Annotated in this window: 14 protein-coding genes and 1 other RNA gene; 9 read left to right on the forward strand and 6 right to left on the reverse strand. The window is 43.4% G+C overall.

The features are described from left to right. Positions 1–228: 228 nt before the first annotated feature. Complete coding sequence (locus tag ACTXGL_RS12395) at positions 229–2,196, forward strand: mechanosensitive ion channel family protein (protein ID WP_443527057.1); 1,968 nt, start codon at positions 229–231, stop codon at positions 2,194–2,196. Between the two features lie 70 nt (positions 2,197–2,266). Here ACTXGL_RS12395 and ACTXGL_RS12400 read toward each other — a convergent pair whose 3' ends face one another. The 5 genes from ACTXGL_RS12400 to ACTXGL_RS12420 form a co-directional block, all read right to left on the reverse strand. After that, the gene (locus tag ACTXGL_RS12400; protein ID WP_443527058.1) at positions 2,267–2,899 is read right to left on the reverse strand and encodes a DNA-3-methyladenine glycosylase family protein; all 633 of its coding nucleotides are present in this window, start codon (positions 2,897–2,899) and stop codon (positions 2,267–2,269) included. 204 nt (positions 2,900–3,103) lie between these two features. After that, positions 3,104–3,835 (reverse strand): Smr/MutS family protein, encoded by a 732-nt coding sequence (locus tag ACTXGL_RS12405; protein WP_319051959.1) that lies wholly within the window; start codon positions 3,833–3,835, stop codon positions 3,104–3,106. Positions 3,836–3,937: 102 nt separating this feature from the next. Further along, complete coding sequence (trpC, locus tag ACTXGL_RS12410) at positions 3,938–4,819, reverse strand: indole-3-glycerol phosphate synthase TrpC (protein ID WP_443527059.1); 882 nt, start codon at positions 4,817–4,819, stop codon at positions 3,938–3,940. 71 nt (positions 4,820–4,890) lie between these two features. Further along, on the reverse strand, positions 4,891–6,012 hold the full coding sequence (gene trpD, locus ACTXGL_RS12415) for an anthranilate phosphoribosyltransferase (RefSeq protein WP_443527060.1): 1,122 nt from the start codon (positions 6,010–6,012) through the stop codon (positions 4,891–4,893). 98 nt (positions 6,013–6,110) lie between these two features. Further along, the gene (locus ACTXGL_RS12420) at positions 6,111–6,734 is read right to left on the reverse strand and encodes an anthranilate synthase component II (protein WP_443527061.1); all 624 of its coding nucleotides are present in this window, start codon (positions 6,732–6,734) and stop codon (positions 6,111–6,113) included. An 838-nt stretch (positions 6,735–7,572) separates the two neighbouring features. Between ACTXGL_RS12420 and glnA the strand changes: the two genes are divergently transcribed. Next, positions 7,573–8,982 (forward strand): type I glutamate--ammonia ligase, encoded by a 1,410-nt coding sequence (gene glnA, locus ACTXGL_RS12425; RefSeq protein ID WP_319051963.1) that lies wholly within the window; start codon positions 7,573–7,575, stop codon positions 8,980–8,982. A 223-nt stretch (positions 8,983–9,205) separates the two neighbouring features. Continuing rightward, positions 9,206–9,949: a DUF4124 domain-containing protein gene (locus ACTXGL_RS12430; protein WP_443527062.1), complete on the forward strand. Its 744-nt coding sequence runs from the start codon at positions 9,206–9,208 to the stop codon at positions 9,947–9,949. Positions 9,950–10,056: 107 nt separating this feature from the next. On the opposite strand, the gene ACTXGL_RS12435 is transcribed toward ACTXGL_RS12430, so the two are convergent. Then, positions 10,057–10,773 (reverse strand): SIMPL domain-containing protein, encoded by a 717-nt coding sequence (locus ACTXGL_RS12435; protein ID WP_443527063.1) that lies wholly within the window; start codon positions 10,771–10,773, stop codon positions 10,057–10,059. Positions 10,774–11,223: 450 nt separating this feature from the next. Between ACTXGL_RS12435 and ffs the strand changes: the two genes are divergently transcribed. The 6 genes from ffs (at position 11,224) to ACTXGL_RS12465 (ending at position 19,654) form a co-directional block, all read left to right on the forward strand. Next, positions 11,224–11,320: signal recognition particle sRNA small type (gene ffs / locus ACTXGL_RS12440), an RNA gene on the forward strand. 265 nt (positions 11,321–11,585) lie between these two features. Continuing rightward, positions 11,586–12,182 (forward strand): LemA family protein, encoded by a 597-nt coding sequence (locus ACTXGL_RS12445; RefSeq protein WP_443527064.1) that lies wholly within the window; start codon positions 11,586–11,588, stop codon positions 12,180–12,182. A gap of 40 nt (positions 12,183–12,222) precedes the next feature. Further along, a complete protein-coding gene (locus ACTXGL_RS12450) occupies positions 12,223–15,177 on the forward strand; it encodes a M48 family metalloprotease (RefSeq protein WP_443527065.1) in 2,955 nt (984 codons plus the stop codon). Positions 15,178–15,309: 132 nt separating this feature from the next. Beyond that, entirely contained in the window at positions 15,310–16,239 is a 930-nt protein-coding gene (locus tag ACTXGL_RS12455; protein ID WP_443527066.1) for a DNA polymerase III subunit psi, read from the forward strand. A gap of 91 nt (positions 16,240–16,330) precedes the next feature. After that, entirely contained in the window at positions 16,331–17,500 is a 1,170-nt protein-coding gene (serC, locus tag ACTXGL_RS12460; protein WP_443527067.1) for a 3-phosphoserine/phosphohydroxythreonine transaminase, read from the forward strand. 321 nt (positions 17,501–17,821) lie between these two features. Beyond that, entirely contained in the window at positions 17,822–19,654 is a 1,833-nt protein-coding gene (locus tag ACTXGL_RS12465; protein ID WP_443527091.1) for an extracellular solute-binding protein, read from the forward strand. Positions 19,655–19,659 lie beyond the last annotated feature (5 nt).

Raw genomic sequence — 19,659 nt, forward strand, 5'->3', positions numbered from 1 at the left:
AATTTTTATTCAGGGTAGCGTGAGTGGAATTCATGATGAGATGTTGATCCTTTGATCAAAGGTAACTTCTTTTTGATTATGGAGGCAGATGAACAATTAGGCCTGCTCATTCACACAGATGACAACAAAAATGCATAATCAAAAGCACTGCTGTTATAAATAATTGTTATCATAGTACAGATATTATATGTTCTTCATCGTGCCACCTATAAAGTTAAGAGGTTTGCCTTGTCTACTAAGCATAATCTGCCGTCTACTACTGCGTTTTTTTCACTAAACGCCATTACTAAAATACCGTTAGCAGTTATTTTGCTTTTGTTGGTCACGATAGTGGGTATTGCGGTGCCCAATAAGGCTTTTGCTCTTGAGGCAGGCGCGCTTGGGGTAGGTGGCGACAGTAGTGAAGAGATGGTAAGTGGACCATTACCTGATTCATTTGGGCGCGATACGCCGCGTGATACCGTGCAAGGATTTATCAGTGCGCTGGGCGAAAACGATTATTTGCTGGCGAGTAACTACCTAAACCTATCTAAGTCTGATAATCCAACGACCGTTGTGCGTCAGTTCAAACAAGCATTGGATGCAGGAGGGCGGTTCCAACCTGATTTGCAGATTAGTAATCTGCCTGGTGGTAATCTCACCGACCAGTTACCACCTAACCAAGAAAATGTGGGTGTGATCAGTATTGGTGAAAAAAACGTGTCATTGTTACTAGAAAGAGTAGTATCCGAAGATAACGAGCAGTACTGGCAGTTCTCAAGTGAAACGCTCGCTTCCGTACCAGAAGTCATAGAAAATACTGAGCCGACGTTGGTATCGCGTTATACCTTTGACTCACTTGACGGCAAAAAACTCTTTGGCTATCAGTTGGCTGACTTGGTCGCTGCGCTAACGATGATTGTGAGTAGTTTTGTGCTCACGTATATTGCTGTGTGGCTACTGTATCATTTACTAAGAATCACTTATCCTCGTGTGCGTGGTACGCCATTACCATTACCGAACAAAGTAATATTACCACTTGCTGTCGTTATTATGGCGCTGATATTGTCAGAGGTTATGGTCTATGCTGGCGTGTCAGTCACGCTGCGTGAGCCTGTCAATCGCTTTACTGATATTGCTTCATGGGTGGCAACCACTTGGCTGTTGCTGCGGGTTATCGATGCCATATTTACGCGCGCGGTCAATCTAAGCTATAAGAAAAACTACACTGAGCGTGTCTCGATATTGGGACTGATGCGAAAAGTAGTTAAAGCGTTACTATTGATATTCGCGGTCATCGTGATTTTTGGCAATTTGGGCTTTGACTTGACGACTGGTATTGCTGCATTGGGTGTGGGTGGTTTAGCCTTAGCACTTGGTGCGCAAAAGACTATTGAAAACCTCGTTGGTAGTGTCGTGGTGGTGGCCGATTCGCCCGTACGTATCGGTGATTATTGTAAATTTGGTACTTACGAAGGCACCGTTATTGATATTGGTATTCGCTCCTCGCGCGTACGCACCTTATCACGGACGATTGTCACCGTACCGAATGGTGATTTTTCGTCGATGCAAATTGAAAACTTTACCTCTCGTGATATGTTTCAGTTTTACCATAAGTTATATCTCAAACGTACCGCTGATATCGATGTGGTATTCAAAATGGTCACAGATTTGGATAATTTTCTGAAAGAACATGAGATGACCAACCAAGAGTGGAACCAAGTCAATATTTCAGAGCTGCGCCAAGACTGTTACGTGATTCAGCTGCAGGCGTATCTTAACGCCAATAACGTTGTTGATTTCTATGACAAGCAAAATGTATTGTTCGTTGAGGTATTGAACCAAGTGGCAAAATACAAGGTCGAGCATGCATTGCCCACCCAGCAGCTGATCGTCAATCAGGCTGAGCTTGAACATCATATAGACAGTACGGTAGATGAAACAATAGAAGAAGATACATCAAATGATAGCAGCGGTAATGGTGATGAGACAACGGTAAGCACAAACAGCAGTGACAATCATGCTAGTACTGGCCTTAACGACAATATAGGTAATGACAACATCAGAAACGATACCAAAAAACCCAATTCATCTATGGCAACCGTTACCAGAAAAGGCGCACTCAAAGCATTAAAACATAAAAGTCATATGCTTAGAAAAAGTAAATTTAAGCACACAAAAAACAAATTTAATCTTTCTATATGGAATCAACCATAAGCGCTATGCCGAACGGTGCTAAGTTCAACAGAGTTGCGTTCAATAGCATCATGTTTCATGACAGTAGTTGTTACAACGGCACAGCGGTTTTATTACGTAGTGAGCCGTAGTATGACCAAAGCAGTAGGCTGGCAGCGCTGCGATAGGGTGACCAATGCTGAGTGAGGTTTTTGAGTTGCTTAGGTGTTGGTCGTTCTGCTAAGCCTAGTAAATGCATGGCACCAACTTTGATGGCTAGGTCATCAACAGCAAACACGTCTGCACGCTTTAAAGAAAATAGTAAGTACATCTCAGCAGTCCAGCGGCCAATGCCTGTCACAGCTGTCAGCGTCTTTATGACGTCTTCATCAGGCATGGTTTCTAAAGTAGTGAAGTCAATATCATGATCGACTAGTGAGCGGACGTAGCGGGTTTTTTGTTTAGATAATCCTTGAGATTTTAGGGTTTCATCTGTCGCTTGACGTATCGCCTGCGGCGTTGTCAACCCTGCATCAACCAAACGTTGCCATATACTAGCCGCCGCCGCTACAGATAATTGCTGACCGACCATCGCTCTCATCAACTGCTCAAACCCACCTGCATTGTGTCTTAGACTAGGTGTGCCTACTTGTTCATAAACGGAGGCAAATTTTGGCTCAATAGCAAGCAACGCAGTGATGTTCTCCTGTAGCTCTTGACTGTTTTCGATGGTTCGTATGCTCATGGTAAGATCGCTTTTCTAATAAGTAGATGTCTTGATGGATATCATAGCAAAGAGTGGTGGGTTTATATCAGTAGGCAAGTGGCTAAACGTTAATAGGCAGAGGGCTAAACGTTAAACAATTAAAAAAACGTATAAGCTACAGACAAAAAAAGGACTACTTAGTGGTAGTCCTTTTTTAATACCGCTCAATTATTAGCGAGTAATCTATTCGCCGTCTGCCTTTGGCTTCTTGAGCAATACGAGTACAGCGCCATTACCGCCGTCTTTTGGCGGTGCAGAGCAAAAGGCCAGTACTTCTGGTAATTGACGCAACCACCCGTTGATACAGGTTTTTAGAATTGCTTCACTACCTTTACCATGTACGATTTTTACCATGGTCTCGTTACTTTGTTTTGCTTGGCTCAGCAGCTTAGTCATGGCATCGCGCGCTTCTTCTATCGTACAGCCATGAATATCTACTGCATCGTACCAGCGCAACTTACCTTTTTTGAGCTGATCGAAAATTTTGTTTTGGAGCGTTGGCTGCTTATAGGACAAATAAGCTTCAGCTGCAACAGGATTCAGTAGGGCTTGCATATCTGACAACCCTGCACCTAAATCACTAGCTTCGCTACCCTGAGCTGCTGCACGTTTTGAGAGTGTTGCTGCATCAGGTTTGCCTGCTTTGGTTGTGCTGGCAGGTGAGCGGACGTTCTTGTCTTCTAACTGATTCACCCCGTGCATGGCTTGCATGAACAGTACCTTATCATCATCGATATGTTCGCTATCGAGCTGTTTGACGGTTTTTTTGACTTGTTTTTGAGTCAATAGTGATACAGGCTCAGTTGGTTTTTGGTTCTCACCTTCAGGTGAATTGGTATCACGACCTTTACTCAATTGGCCTTTTAGTTCTTTGAGCTGGTCTTGCATTTCTTTTGAAAACAGAGAGTTTGACATAAAAGTTAACGTATCGTTGATTAATGAATGTTGGGATAACCGGTAGCACGCCTGCTTTATGAGGGTATTTGGTGCTATCGCCGCTTGAATATGTGAGTTACTTTACTCGTCTACTGTAACGCCTGCAAGTAAGGATTGTAACGCTTGTCCAGGATGGTCCGTTTTCATAAACTGTTCACCGATCAAAAAGTGCTGAATTTCATTGTTGAGCATCAGACGAATATCATCGCTACTATGAATACCACTTTCGGTCACGATCAGCGGTTTTTTATCAGCGTTATCTGCATCACTATCAGTAGCGAGTGCTTCGATTAACCTGCTTTTTAGATCAAGCGTGGTTTGTAGATCCACATCGAACGTATTCAAATCACGGTTATTGATACCATAGATATTATGCTCTGAACGTGGCAACTTTAGGGCCCGCTCAAGTTCGGACTGGGTATGTACTTCTATCAATACGTCCATACCAAGCTCGATACTTAGCGCGTGCAGCTCTTGTACTTTTGCATCGTCTAAGCAGGCCATGATAAGTAGAATACAGTCAGCACCCATCAGATAAGATTGATATATTTGATAAGTATCAATCATAAAGTCTTTGCGCAGTATCGGCAGGCTTGAGGTATTAGCCGCCTGAATCAGATAGATATCATCGCCCTGAAAGTAATCACGATCTGTCAGCACGGACAAACAGGTAGCACCTGCTTGCTCGTACTGCTGAGCAAATAGAGCAGGGGTAAAGTTATGATTGATGACCCCTTTAGATGGTGATGCTTTTTTTATCTCAGCGATGATGCCAACGCCATTGCTTGTAGAGCTGACCGCACGTAACGCAGCAGCAAAGCCTCGACGCGATTTATGATCCTCTGCAACCTTTGCTTGCAAACCCTCAAGGGGTAGTGCTACACGAGCTGCTTTTACTTCTTCTACTTTGGTTGCGACGATGCGTTGTAGTACCGAAGGTATGTCTGAGTGAGTTGTGGTCATACGAGTGTCCGAATATCGTTAAATTGAGTAGAAAATAATGAACAGATTTACGTGTTATAAATGGCGGTAAGTTAACCCTGAGCCACGAGCTGTTGTGTATAAGCAGCCAAAGATTCAAGTTTAAGTAGAGCATCACCATTTTGTATGACTTTTTGTGCTCGGCTGACACCATTCGGGTAGTTACTGGCAAGACCTGCAGTATATATAGCCGCGCCTGCATTCAACGCAATCATGTCACGTGCTTTGAGGACGGCGCGATCATGGGTATCATTACCAGACAGAGCGGCGCGAATCAGCTCAAGGCTTTGCGCTGGAGAGTCGACATCGAGACCGATCAGGGTTTGGGATTCGATACCTGCATCTTCTGGCATCATCTCATAAACAGAGATCTCGCCACCTTTTAGTTCAGCGACTGTGGTTGACGTTGCAAGACTGATCTCATCTAGACCGTCTTTTGCACCGACAACCATGACATGGCGTGCACCTAGGTTTTTCATTACTTTTGCGATCGGCTCACACAACTGTGCGGTAAATACACCAATGACTAGGTTAGGGGTGCCCGCTGGATTGGTCAATGGTCCCAAAATATTAAAGATCGTGCGTGCTTTTAGCTCACGGCGTACAGGATTGGCATAGCGCATGGCGCTGTGGTGATTGGGAGCAAACAAAAAGCCGATACCTTCGTTCTCAATACAGTCTTTTGCTTGTGCTGGACTAAGCGCTAGACTGATACCTGCCTGCTCAAGCAAGTCGGAGCTACCAGACTTGGTCGAGACGCCGCGATTACCGTGTTTGGCTACCTGCGCGCCAGCCGCCGCGACCACCAATGCTGATGCAGTCGAAACATTAAATAAATTAGCACCATCACCGCCAGTACCAACGATATCAACTAAATAATCGCAGTTCTTTGGTTCAATATTGGCGGCTAGTGCACGCATGGCACTGGCTGATGCGGTAATCTCGTCGATCGACTCACCCTTCATGCGTAGACCTGTCAAGATAGCGCCCATCATGGCATCACTACATCTGCCTTGCATGATGATAAGCATCACTTGATACATCTCATCAAAGGTTAGGTCAATATGCTGAAAAATTCTACCGAGCGCTGACGTTAGCAGTTGATGCGTTTGGTCGTCAGACAGTTTTTCGATACTCTCTGGGGTGTGCGTTTCTTCTGTTTTTGTTGTATTCATTATGATCTCGCTTATGATTATTCTTTATGTAAATCTGTGTGAAATTTGGAATGAGTTTATGCAAACAGTATTTTTTATCGACATGCTTTTAGTTAGATCTAACCAACTTGTGGTAGCTCATCGGATGTCAGGGTAGCCAAGCCATAAGTATGTAAAAAGTTATTGAGCAATTGGTAACCTGCTTCGCTCAATATTGACTCAGGATGGAACTGGACGCCCTCTACAGCCAACTCCTTGTGACGAATACCCATGATTTCTCCGATACTGCCATTACTGCTCTGTGTCCATGCAGTGAGCTCAAGACAGTTGGGTAGGCTACTCTTGTCAATAACGAGTGAATGATAACGCGTTACTTTTGATGGGTTGGGTAGTCCAGAAAATATACCTTGGTCATTATGATACACAGCAGATAAGCGCCCATGCATGACTTCACCAGCTTTAACAACTTGTCCACCAAATGCTTGCCCAATAGCCTGATGTCCCAAGCAAATACCAAGTATAGGAATTATCCCTTTGAACACTTCAATCACTTCTAGTGAAATACCAGCACGATCAGGGTCGCAAGGACCTGGTCCAATAACAATCACAGTAGGGGCAAGGGTCTGAATCTGCTCAATAGTGACCTGATCATTACGCCAAACCGTGATGTCTTGTTGCAATTCACCGAAGTACTGTACGATATTGTACGTAAAACTATCGTAATTATCGATCATCAGAATCATGAGCGTTCCAAATTATTGGTTTTTTATACTTCTCAGAATGGGGCGTACATATGGGGTAGATGTTGATAGAGAGCATCAAATAGCAAACATCAACAAGCCATGATGTTCTCGGCTTTTGGACGCCGCCGTTATCTTACCACTATTTTCTCCGCTATCAAATGTAGGACACATACAAGCTAGGCAACCGCGGCTCGAAATAGATTTTTTATCATACTGATCGACTTGGATTAATTATTACAAATAAAATCGTAACTTAATATTTTGATAGCGCACCACAACAGAACAATGGCATCATTACGACTGTCATTAGCACTAATTTGGTGCGTTATGTTTACTGTTGGTGCGTTAAGTAAAAGCAAAATAAAAGGCGATTGAATAAATATTACTGCTGACAACTACTTAGGTTTATTATAAGACGCTGTAATTACTGGTAATAAGCATTTGTATGAGCCGATTTTCGATAATCAATTTAAGACATTGGCACACCCTTTGCATTGACGCTGCTATGATTGTCTATGATTACAAAAAGTGGTCTCAAATAATCGTTAACCATTGATCATCAATAAGTGCCTGAAGCGTTCAGTATTATCAGTTATATATTGCTAGAATGACGTTAGAATTGACTTGGCGTATTTTAGACCATTAAGATAGAGCGGGTTTAATTAAGTAAACGTCTTAGATCAGTGTCTTGACTAATACGATAAATAGTGCTGATAATGAGCATAATATCGAATGCGCTGTTTGGTATTGAAAAGAGTACACTTGGAATACTTGAACAAGAAAATGGTACCAATAATTTTAAATTGCAATAACGTGACCAACACAACGGAGATTATGTATGTCGAACAAATTATTAGATCTTATTCAATCCTCTAATGCTAAATGGGTTGACTTTCGCTTTACTGATACACGCGGCAAAGAGCAGCACATCAGCTTTCCAGCATCTACTGTTGATGAAGATGTCATGGAAGATGGCAAAATGTTTGACGGTTCATCTATCGCTGGTTGGAAAGGTATCGAAGCGTCTGATATGATCTTGCGTCCTGATCCAGAAACAGCATTTATCGATCCGTTCTTTGATGCAGTTACTGTCGTCGTAACTTGCGATATCATCGAGCCATCAACGCTACAAGGCTATGATCGTGACCCACGTTCTATTGCTCGCCGCGCAGAAGAGTATTTGAAGTCTACTGGTATCGGTGACACGGCTTATTTTGGTCCTGAGCCTGAATTCTTCGTATTTGATGACGTTAAGTGGTCAGTTGACATGTCTGGCGTTAGTCATAAGATCACTGCTGAAGAAGCAGCATGGTCGACTAATGAGTCGTATGAATGGGGCAACATGGCGCATCGTCCACGTGTCAAAGGCGGTTACTTCCCAGTACCACCAATCGACAGCTCGCATGACATGCGCTCTGTTATGTGTGAACGTATCGAAGAAATCGTTGGTGAAGGCCGCGTCGAAGTTCATCACCATGAAGTTGCTTCTTGCCAGTCTGAAATCGGTGTTGCATTCAACACGATGGTACGTAAAGCGGATGAAGTTCAGCAATTGAAGTATGTTGTTCATAACGTTGCTCACCAGTTTGGTAAAACAGCGACCTTTATGCCAAAACCAATCGTTGGTGATAATGGCTCAGGTATGCACGTTCATATGTCAATCTCAAAAGATGGCGTAAACACGTTCTCTGGTGATGAATATGCCGGTCTATCTGAGACAGCATTGTACTTTGTTGGTGGTATCATCAAACACGCTCGTGCATTGAACGCAATTACCAACCCATCAACGAACAGCTACAAGCGTCTGGTGCCACATTACGAAGCACCTATTAAGCTTGCTTACTCAGCGTCTAACCGTTCAGCGTCTATTCGTGTGCCACATGTAAGTAGCCCAAAAGCGGTACGTATCGAAGCTCGCTTCCCAGATCCAACAGCCAACCCATACTTAGCATTTGCTGCGCTATTGATGGCAGGTCTTGACGGTATCCAGAACAAAATGCATCCAGGCGAAGCTGCTGACAAGAACTTGTATGACTTGCCACCAGAAGAAGAAGCACAGATCCCAACGGTTGCAGAGAGTCTAGATGTTGCACTACAAGCACTGAAAGATGATCACGACTTCTTATTAAAAGGTGACGTGTTCACTAAAGATATGCTAGAAGCCTTCATTGCATTGAAAGAAGAAGAAGTACAACGCTTGAACGTTACTGTGCATCCTGTTGAGTTTGACATGTACTACAGCTGCTAATCATGAATTAATCTGTTGAGTTAATTCAACAAAAAAGAACCAGTCAAGTTAATCTTGGCTGGTTTTTTTGTGCCGTTAAGACAAGAATGTACTAGCATCAGATAATGCTATTTGAGATGAATAGTGAAGCCACATCAAACATTGCTGATTTTGCATCGAAAATATCGCATAATGATTGATATATCATTATATTAATAGCAGACACTAATTAGGCTGATTGACTATGACTTTGTTATCAACGCAACACTCTATACGAGGCAACATAAAAGTAGGGCTATTGACGATTGCTGCGATAGCAAGTCTTTACGCACCGCTAAGCAATGCAGCACCCATCTATAAAGTGGTTGATGAGCAAACCGGTCAAGTCACCTTTACCGATCGACCGCAGGATTATGAGCAGCAAGCTGGCAAACAAGTCAGTCAAATGGCTATTACGACAGGCAATGAGACGAGCAGCTCAGCCAGCTCTAGCATGGCAGGTAGCTCTGATGCAAATGGCCTGCCATCGAATGTATCGCAAACGAAAGTTACTCCTACGGCCTCTGCTGCCATTACTAAGACCAAGACACCAGTAAACTATCAATTGGCGATTGCTGAACCTAGCGAAGAAAGAGCCTACCGTCGCCCAGCGCAAAGTATCGATGTCGCTGTACAGATAAATCCTGCGCTACAAGCAGATGACAGCGTGCGTATTTATCTAGATGATAAGGAAGTAGCACAAGGGTTGAGCGCGTCGATTGGTACTATAGACGTGCTGCCAGGTGCTCATACGATCAAAGTTGTCATACAAAGCGAAACCGGTCAGGCAATCAAGCAAGTCACACGTACGGTATACGTCATCCAAAATAATACGACGCTACAAAACAATAAAAAGATCGCGCAGCAGCTCTTGGCTTATCAGAATTTGCCTTGGTATCAAAAGGTGCTGTTGAAACTGCGCCAACAGGAAGTGGCCCAGTCTCAATAACGGTTAAATGAGATAGATATCGTTCACTAAAAAAAAGAAAAAGGCAAGCGCCACTGATGATGCTTGCCTTTTTTAACGTCAATTGATTATTTTAGGAGTAAATCAACTTATTTGGTTAGCTCAATGGTGCCGTTAGCAGTGACTGAGATAGTACTGTTACCAGATTCAAAGTTTTGGCTTGGTACTGACTCGTCTGCCATGCCTGATTTCATGCTCATGGCACTGTACATAGGACGTGGATAATTACTACCGGTGTTCAAGTTAACATTTATGACACGATAGCCACGGGCGTCCCAAGCACGGGTAAGGCTCTTGGCTTGCTGTTGAAACGCGCGGGAGGCTTCAGTCATTAGTTTTTGCTCTAGCGCATCTTTTTTGGTATCTGAGACACCAAAGTTCAAATTGTCCATGACCAAGGTTGCTTGTAGATCAGCAATAAGTTGGCTAGTAGCGGCAAAATCGGTACTTTTTAAATCTATATTTGCTTGACCTGTCCAACCGATGATTTTGTCGTTTTTATCGTAGCGTGGATAGGTACGTTGTTGTCCTGTGGTCACAGTAACGCTAGGATAGCGTTTGGCAATTTTCATGGCATTATTAATTGAGGTATTGAGCGTCGTGGCTAGCATTTTAGCATCCGTTGCCTGCGCCTTTTTGTATAAGCTGGCTCGTACTTCGTCGTTCTGGATTTCTTCTTTTATTTCTGTCTGAAAGGTCAGTTGATCGTAGCCTGTTGGTTCTGCATGGGCGCTTCCCATCATTACCGTCATTAGACAAACCGTACCAGACGCTAGCGCCGCTTTATTGAGTAACGTGTTTTTCATCATTGTCTCCTTAATTAATTCTATTGATCTTTATATGGATGTTTTACCGTCCGTTCTTATACAAGAAGCTGTCTCTTTTGTATTCTAAATATTGACATATGTGCAACTTCATTCCCTAAAATAGCAAAATCTATTTAATTTGCTGTGAGAATTTTGTGAGCTACGTTACTCAGTTATTAAACCACTAATATAACTGTGGTATCTTTCACATGGTTTTATTCTCTAGCGTGCGTGGCGCGTACTGGGGTCTAGGGTGCCAACAGTATCAAACGTTTTATATGCCTGTAAGTTCTGTGTGAGTAGCATATAATAGGTCAATGGCCAAGCTTTGGTTAGTGTCAGAAGAAAAAACATCGTTTGAATGAGGTCTATAACCGACTTGTTAAAACCAGTTTTATCGCAGGGGTTGCAAAATAAAAAAATCCTTGTATAATCTACATCCGGTGGCTCCATTGGTAGCCTCGCAACATTGTTCTATGAATCCCGCCAGGACCGGAAGGTAGCAACGGTAATAGTTATAATGTGTGCCGAGGATGTGCTGATGGAGTCGCTTTTTTTTGCCTAAAATTTGATACTGACATCGATAAAATACTAAATATGCTTCTCATTGAAGATACTTTTTATTTGAAACGCTTTTACGATGTGTCCAGCCCTTCATTGCAAAGGGCTTTTTTTTGTCCAAAATTTCATCCGAGATTTGGCTTGATGTGCTATTTAATTTCTTGTTCAATTCAAAAGCTTCATTGGTTAATATGAGTTAAAATACAATGTATTAACTTTTATTAACATTCTAGACACTTTGAGGTTTGGCTATGAAAATGTTTGTTTGGCTGTTTATTGCGTTTGTGGTGCTCGTAGTCGTATTTGGCGTGTCAGTATTTAATAGATTGGTACGCGCACGTAACCAAGCAAAGAACGGCTTTGCTCAAATAGATGTGCAATTAAAGCGTCGTCATGATCTGATTCCAAATCTAGTCGAAACTGCCAAGCGTTATTTGAGCCATGAAGAAGAGACTCTGACACGAGTGATTAGCGCGCGCAATCATGCTCAAGACTTACAAGACTCTAATAAACATCAGCCAGATTCACTAGAGCACATGGCACTATTTGCCAAAGCAGAAGGGATGCTGTCTAAAGCGCTAAGTCAGTTTTCTGCAGTTGTGGAAGCCTATCCTGAGCTCAAAGCCGATAGGATGATCAAGGAGCTCATGGATGAGCTGACTAATACTGAAAACCGAATCGGTTTTGCCCGCCAGCATTACAATGACAGCGTTATGTTCTATAACAATGACCGAGAAGTGTTTCCTAACAATCTTGTCAGTACGACCTTTGGCTTTCGTCCGCTCAGTCCTTTGGTATTCGAAGACAGAGAAGCCATTGCTCAAGCACCGAACGTCAATATGGGTTAAGGTTTCGACAAATTTGGCAAATATTAGGTAGCCTACGATCATGGATTTTTTTGGTGAGCAGCGCATACGTACGCGGCGCAGTCTATTGCTATATGGGCTGTTTTTTTTGATTGTGCTTGCTCATATTGCAGTAGCGCTCGCTGTCATGGGCTTACTACTGACGATATTTACAGGCGGTGTATACCGCTGGGTATTGATACTGGTTATTATCCTGACGCTAGGCAGCTTTTTTGTTGGTAGTTTTTTAGAGTATCAGCGCTTGAGAGCGGGTGGACGTGCTATTGCTCAGCGGGTTGGGGGCGTTAGATTGTTCATTGATAACAGTCAGGTACCCTGGCAGCACAGTCAAGGGGTGACGCATCAACATAAAAGTGAAGACAAGGTTCGTTATAGCGCGCGCCATATCGCAGTAAGTGACGAGCGTGACTTTCCACTAGTCTATCGGCGTTATTATGAAATAGCACAGCAGCTAGCAATTGCGTCGGGACTGAGTACACCAATACTATATGTATTGCCTGATGAGCAAGGAATCAATGGTTTCGTCGCTGGTCGCCACAGTCAGGATATGGTGCTTGTCGTCACCCAAGGAGCGCTAGATAAGCTATCTGATGAAGCGTTATATGGTCTCATTGGTCATGAGTATGGTCATATTTTGCATGGTGATGCCAATTTTAACCTACAGCTAATGGTAGTGCTGGCAGGTCTGCAGATACTGTACGACTGGAGTGATCCGATCTCCAATCATATCTCTAATTATCGTTACTTTGATAACGATACTACCTCCCAAAATTTACTATCACAAAGGCAGGTTGATGTACTTGCGCGCAGTACAGAAGCGCAAACGGCCAGTTTTACCACGCATAGTGAGTGGGTGACGTACTGGCAGACACAGTCGCAGCAACAGCAGTCGTCTGCCAAGCGCCAATCTAAGTGGGTGCAAAATAGACCAGTGATTGATCGACGTGCCCCGCGTAGTATGTGGACATTGCTGCTGCATGGTTTGAGCTTTTCGAGCATGGCAAGTGCTCAGCTGATTAAGCATAGCTTTAACCGTCAGCGTGAGCTACTCGCTGATGCAACCAGCGTACAATTGACGCGCACACCTGCCATTTTAGAGACCTTAAAAGCCATTCACCAAGACTCGCTTGGGTCACGTTTGACTGGTATTGCCGATATCAATGGACTCAGTCATTTTTTCTTTGCCAGTAGTGGTGCTGATTTGGGAGACGTATCATGGTTTGCTACTCATCCAAGCTTAACTGAGCGTATGAGCGCTATTAATGCGGATGCCTACCATGACTTTGCCATACAAGTGGCTACAGAAAAGCGTCTCAATCAACAAAAAATCAAAGAGATATATCGGCAGCGCCAGCTAGGTAACTGGGGCGAGGTAGATACAGCAACTACTCAAAATAGCCTAAGCAATAATTCAAAAGCAATGGATAAATCACTACGTTACTCATCTTCAAATTTTAATCAAAAAAGTAAGGCTGAACATAAGAGCGTAGATGAGCATTCTAATAGCAACTCTTGCGAACAGTGCTCTATTTCTGATAGTCACAAAAATAAAAACAGTTATCAAGCAGAAGAAGGTCTTGAGTTTACTCGAGAGACAGACAAGATTATCGATGGTAGATTACAAGTAGACGCTGTATCTGTAGATGACGATAGTACGCTAAAGCCATGGCAGGCAAAACCTGATGTTGATTTGCCAAAAAATACATTGATAGAAATCAGCGATAAGCAAAAGGTATTACTACCGCAATACATCATCGATCACAGCTATCATCCTCTAGGCGCGCTGGCATTGATTGAAGCGGCTATGCTTTGCCACCAAAGGCGACCACTATCAACGAATGCGTTCTATAGTTTGATAGATATTTGGGGTGCACCTGGCGCGGTGGAAGCTGATAACTCTAGCGATGAGCAGCTTTTACCACATAGAGTAGATACTAAGCTACTGACGCTAGTGGCCAGTGTAGATCGACGTCTAGATAGCGCTTTAATTGAGCTTGCGTTAAAGCAACTAAGACAGCACGATTTATCTGAGAGATCTATCAAAAAATTAAAGCACAAGAGTCATGATAATCATAGTCATAACAGCCATCAGTACTATAAACAACAAGAAAACTGCCGTACGATGTTGTTGCGTTATCAGCAAGGGATGTTAGGTTTATTGAACCAACAACAAGCGTATGATGTTACCCAATACTTCATTCATCATTCATCTGACAAAAAGTCAGCTAAGGATAGTATTTCTTCAAGCTCGACTTCTTGGAATGATTTGGCAGCTTTGGCGCAGCAGCAGTCACCAATATCTTCATTATGGCAAGCGCTACATTTGCTGCAATTACTACCGATGCTGTCTGAGGTTTTATACGATATAGACGCGCCATCTTTGGAGCTAGAGACACTGAGTTCTGGTATAAAAGACATATATGCCCAGCTAGATCCGTCAGGACAGGTATTTGAAAGTCTCAATACAGCTGAGGTATCGATTATAGTGTTACTGGCTTATCGATTATCAAAAGATGCCAAAGGTCAGATGATCTCAATGCATGCTCGGTCGCGATTGAGTGAAGGTGATGAAAGTGTGGTGCATTATATTGTTGACTTGAGACGTCATGCGCGCTTGATTGATATTGATTTGTCGACAGTTACCGATGCAAATTTACAATGGCTATTATTGACTGTTAAACACTTAAATAGTATACAGTTATTGGCAGTTATTGCTGCCGTTCCTGTTAACACCAAACAGTCTATTAATAGCTCCAAAAGTGCTCAGAATGCTGATAGTGATCAAGAGAGACAACAGTATGACAGTCAAATAGATTATAATGATACTGATGCACTCAGGCCTACTCATAATGACTATCGACAGTGGCTAAGTACATTGCATACTGTGATGCTACACGATACGATAATCAGCCAAGATGAGTATGATTGTTTGCTTGCGATGGCAGAATACTGGCTGGGTGTTCGAGAGCTTTTTTGACCCATGCCGGATTACTTCTTACCTGATAATCCGCGCTTAATAGATAGCATTATGCTTGTGCGATCAGTGCCATCGAAATTACAAACCCATCTATAGATGATATAGATAACATAATCAGGACAGTAGAGTCGTATGAGTGATATCCAAGACCCGCTGAGTGTATTGCAGCGCCGTATGCAGCAACGCCAAATATTAGCGATGATGGGTATCGATCAGTGGGTGCAGCCTGAGTCAAAGACCATAAATGTAACAGATATTGTGGCAGTACCAGTGTATCAGTCAAATACTGACCATCCTACTATTGAGTTAACAAGTGACCAGTCGAGAAATACTGAGTCAAAAAACACTGAGTTAGCGAGTGCTGGTTCTATAGACGTAGTAGATCCATCACTGATGGACTATGGTACTGATAGCTCTGATATCGTAAGTTCTGATATTACAAGCTATGACGATATCAGCAGTGATAACGACATTAGTAGTGATTTTAATGGACGAGATGACGGTGTACCACAAGCCAGCGTTCAAAACCCTGTCACGTATAGCTTTGATACGCTGTCGGAATATGATAATACCTCGAGTTACGATGATACCTCAAGTATAGAGACAGACCGATTAGCCATCAACGAAATAGAGCAGTCGACGACCGAACCTGTAGCGCGGCACTCATTTGCTCAAGGCAGTAATAATGATGCTGGCTCAAAAAAGGTAGCACCATTCAACTTGCAAGGTGGTCGTTACGGTGACTGGGTGATACTGGTGGATATTCAAGCACTCAGTAGTGACAGCCAAAAGCTGTGGCAAAATATTACCCAAGCGCTATCACTCACTCATGAGGAGACATCATTTCCCATTTGCGCTGGTATGGACACAGCTGAGCTTGCTAATGCTAGTCTTGCTGGTTATATCTTTCGAATAGGCCTGCGCGAAGAGATACAAGTTGCTGCGTTGACGGCGCTACCTGACGGTCTTTATCATCCCAATCTTACTATCGTACCGACATTAGACGATATGCTTGCAGACAGCGATGCTAAGCGAAAGTTGTGGGAACAGATATCTTCGTAAGATACGTCTACACTAATACTGCTATACCTTTTTTATCAACAAACCGAAATAAAATAAGCTTATTTATTTCCCTACACCTAGGATCGTAATTATGTCCATCAACTCAACGCATACCAACCCAGCGCCCACCAATCCAACTGCTTCTATTAGCCCAACTGGCAGTACCTCACCACATCGTTTACCAAATTTCTGTGCTGGACCTGCGACGATGCCAACAGCGGTATTAGAGCGTGCACAGAGTGAACTGCTTGACTGGCAAGGACGTGGCCTATCGGTCATGGAAGTGAGTCATCGTAGCAAAGAATACATGGCAATCACTGATAAAGCAGAAGCCAAGCTACGCACGCTTATGGAGATACCAGACAACTATAAAGTGCTGTTTTTGCAAGGTGGTGCCAGCTTGCAGTTCTCTGCTATTCCATTAAACCTATTGAACGGCGGGCGTGGTGATTATTTGACGACAGGTGCGTGGTCAGGTAAGGCTATCAAAGAAGCTAAGCGTTATGAAGCGCTCGGTTTGGGTGAGATTAACTTGGTTGCAACTGGCAAAGAAGGCAACTTTACTAGCGTACCGCCTCAAAGTGACTGGCGCATAAGTGAAGATGCTGCTTATTTTCACTACTGTGCCAACGAGACCATTCATGGTTTGCAGATATTTGAGCCGCCACAAGTAGAGGCGCCAATCATTGCTGATATGTCATCCTCTATCTTGTCACAGCCTATCGATGTGTCCAAATTCGGTATGATCTACGCGGGCGCTCAAAAGAACATTGGTCCTGCAGGTTTGGTTATCGTCATCATTCGTGATGATTTACTTGGGCAAGCTAGCGAGTGGTGCCCTATGCTACTGAATTATGAGCACCAAGCAGATAAAGAATCAATGTCTAACACGCCAGCAACGTATTCTTGGTACTTGGCTGGATTGGTATTTGATTGGTTAGAAGAGCAGGGCGGCGTCGCTGCTATCGGTAAGATCAATCAGCAAAAGGCAGATCTACTCTACAAAACAATTGATGACAGTAGCTTTTATAACAACCCAGTAGACCCTCAATACCGTTCTATCATGAACGTACCGTTTACGTTAGCGGACAGTAGTCTGGATAAGGTGTTTTTAGAAGAGTCAGAAAAAGCTGGCCTACTCAATCTAAAGGGCCATCGTGATGTGGGTGGTATGCGCGCCAGTATTTACAACGCCGTACCGCTTGAGTGGGTACAGCAGTTGGTTGACTTTATGATCGCGTTTGAACAAAAACACGCTTAGGTAAGTCGATCAAGAGGTGGCTATAGAATTTAATACGTACTTCAATACCTAAATGTAAATATCTAAGGACGCAAGCACATAAAATTATAAGCAAAAGGCGCAACTGATAACGGTTGCGCCTTTTTTGTGAGTCTATTTACTGGCATAAGTTTAAATATTTATGATTGATAATGCGACATCTATACTGGGCAACATAGCAAACCATTAGGTTAAAAAACCTAAGTTTGTTATGATAAAATTTTGCGATGATGATATTTTGCTATCAGCACTTTATTTTTTGTACTCAAATTGGTTAGCACAGAGGTTGATTAGAAGATCATGATAATAAAAAATACTCTGCTAAAAGCTGTGTTGCTAACCGCCACTGTCAGCTGGATACCAAGCAGTATCGCTGCACCTATTACAAAAACAGCGCTTGGACATAATAGCCCTACCGAGTACATCAATGCACCCTACCTTCCATATGCCAATCCAAAAGCACCATCAGGGGGTACTCTCTCTCTCGATGCCCGTGGCACGTTCAATAGTGCCAATAAATGGATGACCACAGGCGTGGCGATGATCGGTACCGATTATCTGTACGATACATTAATGACGGGTTCATTGAACGAAGCGTTTACTATGTATCCGCAGCTGGCGAGTAAAGTGACCTACGACCCAGATGATACGAGCTGGATTATTTATCATCTTAATCCTGCAGCCCGTTTTTGGGATGGATCACCTGTGACCAGTCGCGATGTCAAAGCGACTTTTGAGGCGCTATTAAATAAAGGTCCCATGTATATCCGTAGTTACTTGGGAGATATTAAGAACGTTGAGGTTATTGATAGTCAGCAAGTAAAGTTCGTCTTTGCCTCTACTGAAAACAAAGAGATATTACTAACAGTCGGGCAGTTTCCTATCTTTGCCAAATCCTCAATCGATGCAAATTTTGAGACCATTAGCTTGACGCCCTTAATGGGCAGTGGCCCTTACAAATTAGGGCGCGTTGATGCGGGTCGTTCAGTCAGTTACATACGTGACCCTAATTACTGGGGCCGTGACTTGATGGTCAATCGTGGTCGCTATAATTTTGACATGATTAAGTTTGTTTATTATCAAAGTGATGAGATTGCTTTTGAGGGTTTTAAGTCTGGTCAATACCGCTTTCGTCCCGAAAACAAAGCTTCGAACTGGGTAAGTGGCTACAATTTCCCAGCGGTAAAAGCAGGACTGATCGAAAAAGAAACCATAACCAGTCAAAATCCAGTACCGATGCAAGCGCTGGTCATGAATATGCGTCGACCGATCTTTCAAGATATTAGGGTTCGTCAGGCTTTAACAGCGGCTTATGACTTTGAATGGATGAATAAAACTTTGTTTCATGGTCAGTATGAGCGATTGCAGAGCTTTTTTCATGGCTCGGAGCTTGCCGCAACAGGCACACCGTCTGACGCAGAGATGCAGGTACTAACGCCTCTATTGTCTGAGCTTGAACCTATTCAGCGCAAAGCAACAGTAGCCGAATGGCAGCTGCCTACCAGTGACGGCAATGGTTTTAATCGTGCAGGATTGTTAGAAGCGCGGCAGTTACTACTGGCGGCTGGGTTTTATTATGACGATATGAAGTTATATCAGCCTGATGGTCAGCGCGCCCAGATCGAGATGCTGATGACGGGTGAGACCATGGGCCGTGTATTATTGCCCTATATTCGTAATCTAAAGCGTTTGGGGTTTGATGCAAGTTTGCGTCAAGTAGACGGGCCGCAGTACTATGAGCGTATGCGCCGATTTGACTATGATATGGTCGTTGACGTGTTCGCTCAAAGCCTATCTCCTGGTGCTGAGCAGGCTGCGTTTTGGGGTAGCGCTGCCGCTGACGAGCCAGGCAATCACAATAGCGCTGGCATCAAAAATGCGGCCATCGATAAGGTCGTTGCTGCACTTGGTAGTGCTAAAGACCGCGATGAGATTGTACTGTATACGCAAGTGCTAGATCGGTTACTGCGAGCGGGTCACTACGTCGTGCCATTGTATGGCAAGTCTGGTACCAACGTGGCGTATTGGAACCAATACCGCCATACAGCAACCTTGCCGACCAATGCCGTTGGTATCGACTATTGGTGGGTTGATAAAGAAGCAGAAGGGCGCATCAATAAGTATTTAAAGCAATGATCAGC

The organism is Psychrobacter sp. T6-6, from assembly GCF_052258185.1.
In the GTDB taxonomy this organism is placed as follows: domain Bacteria; phylum Pseudomonadota; class Gammaproteobacteria; order Pseudomonadales; family Moraxellaceae; genus Psychrobacter.

Excerpts from the sequence above, each read along its gene's own strand:
- ACTXGL_RS12430 (WP_443527062.1), top strand. The coding sequence starts at position 9,206 with ATGACTTTGTTATCAACGCAACACTCTATACGAGGCAACATAAAAGTA.
- ACTXGL_RS12445 (WP_443527064.1), top strand. The coding sequence starts at position 11,586 with ATGAAAATGTTTGTTTGGCTGTTTATTGCGTTTGTGGTGCTCGTAGTC.
- trpC (WP_443527059.1), bottom strand. The coding sequence starts at position 4,819 with ATGACCACAACTCACTCAGACATACCTTCGGTACTACAACGCATCGTC.
- ACTXGL_RS12420 (WP_443527061.1), bottom strand. The coding sequence starts at position 6,734 with ATGATTCTGATGATCGATAATTACGATAGTTTTACGTACAATATCGTA.
- ACTXGL_RS12455 (WP_443527066.1), top strand. The coding sequence starts at position 15,310 with ATGAGTGATATCCAAGACCCGCTGAGTGTATTGCAGCGCCGTATGCAG.
- ACTXGL_RS12435 (WP_443527063.1), bottom strand. The coding sequence starts at position 10,773 with ATGAAAAACACGTTACTCAATAAAGCGGCGCTAGCGTCTGGTACGGTT.
- serC (WP_443527067.1), top strand. The coding sequence starts at position 16,331 with ATGTCCATCAACTCAACGCATACCAACCCAGCGCCCACCAATCCAACT.
- trpD (WP_443527060.1), bottom strand. The coding sequence starts at position 6,012 with ATGAATACAACAAAAACAGAAGAAACGCACACCCCAGAGAGTATCGAA.
- ACTXGL_RS12450 (WP_443527065.1), top strand. The coding sequence starts at position 12,223 with ATGGATTTTTTTGGTGAGCAGCGCATACGTACGCGGCGCAGTCTATTG.
- ACTXGL_RS12405 (WP_319051959.1), bottom strand. The coding sequence starts at position 3,835 with ATGTCAAACTCTCTGTTTTCAAAAGAAATGCAAGACCAGCTCAAAGAA.
- ACTXGL_RS12400 (WP_443527058.1), bottom strand. The coding sequence starts at position 2,899 with ATGAGCATACGAACCATCGAAAACAGTCAAGAGCTACAGGAGAACATC.
- glnA (WP_319051963.1), top strand. The coding sequence starts at position 7,573 with ATGTCGAACAAATTATTAGATCTTATTCAATCCTCTAATGCTAAATGG.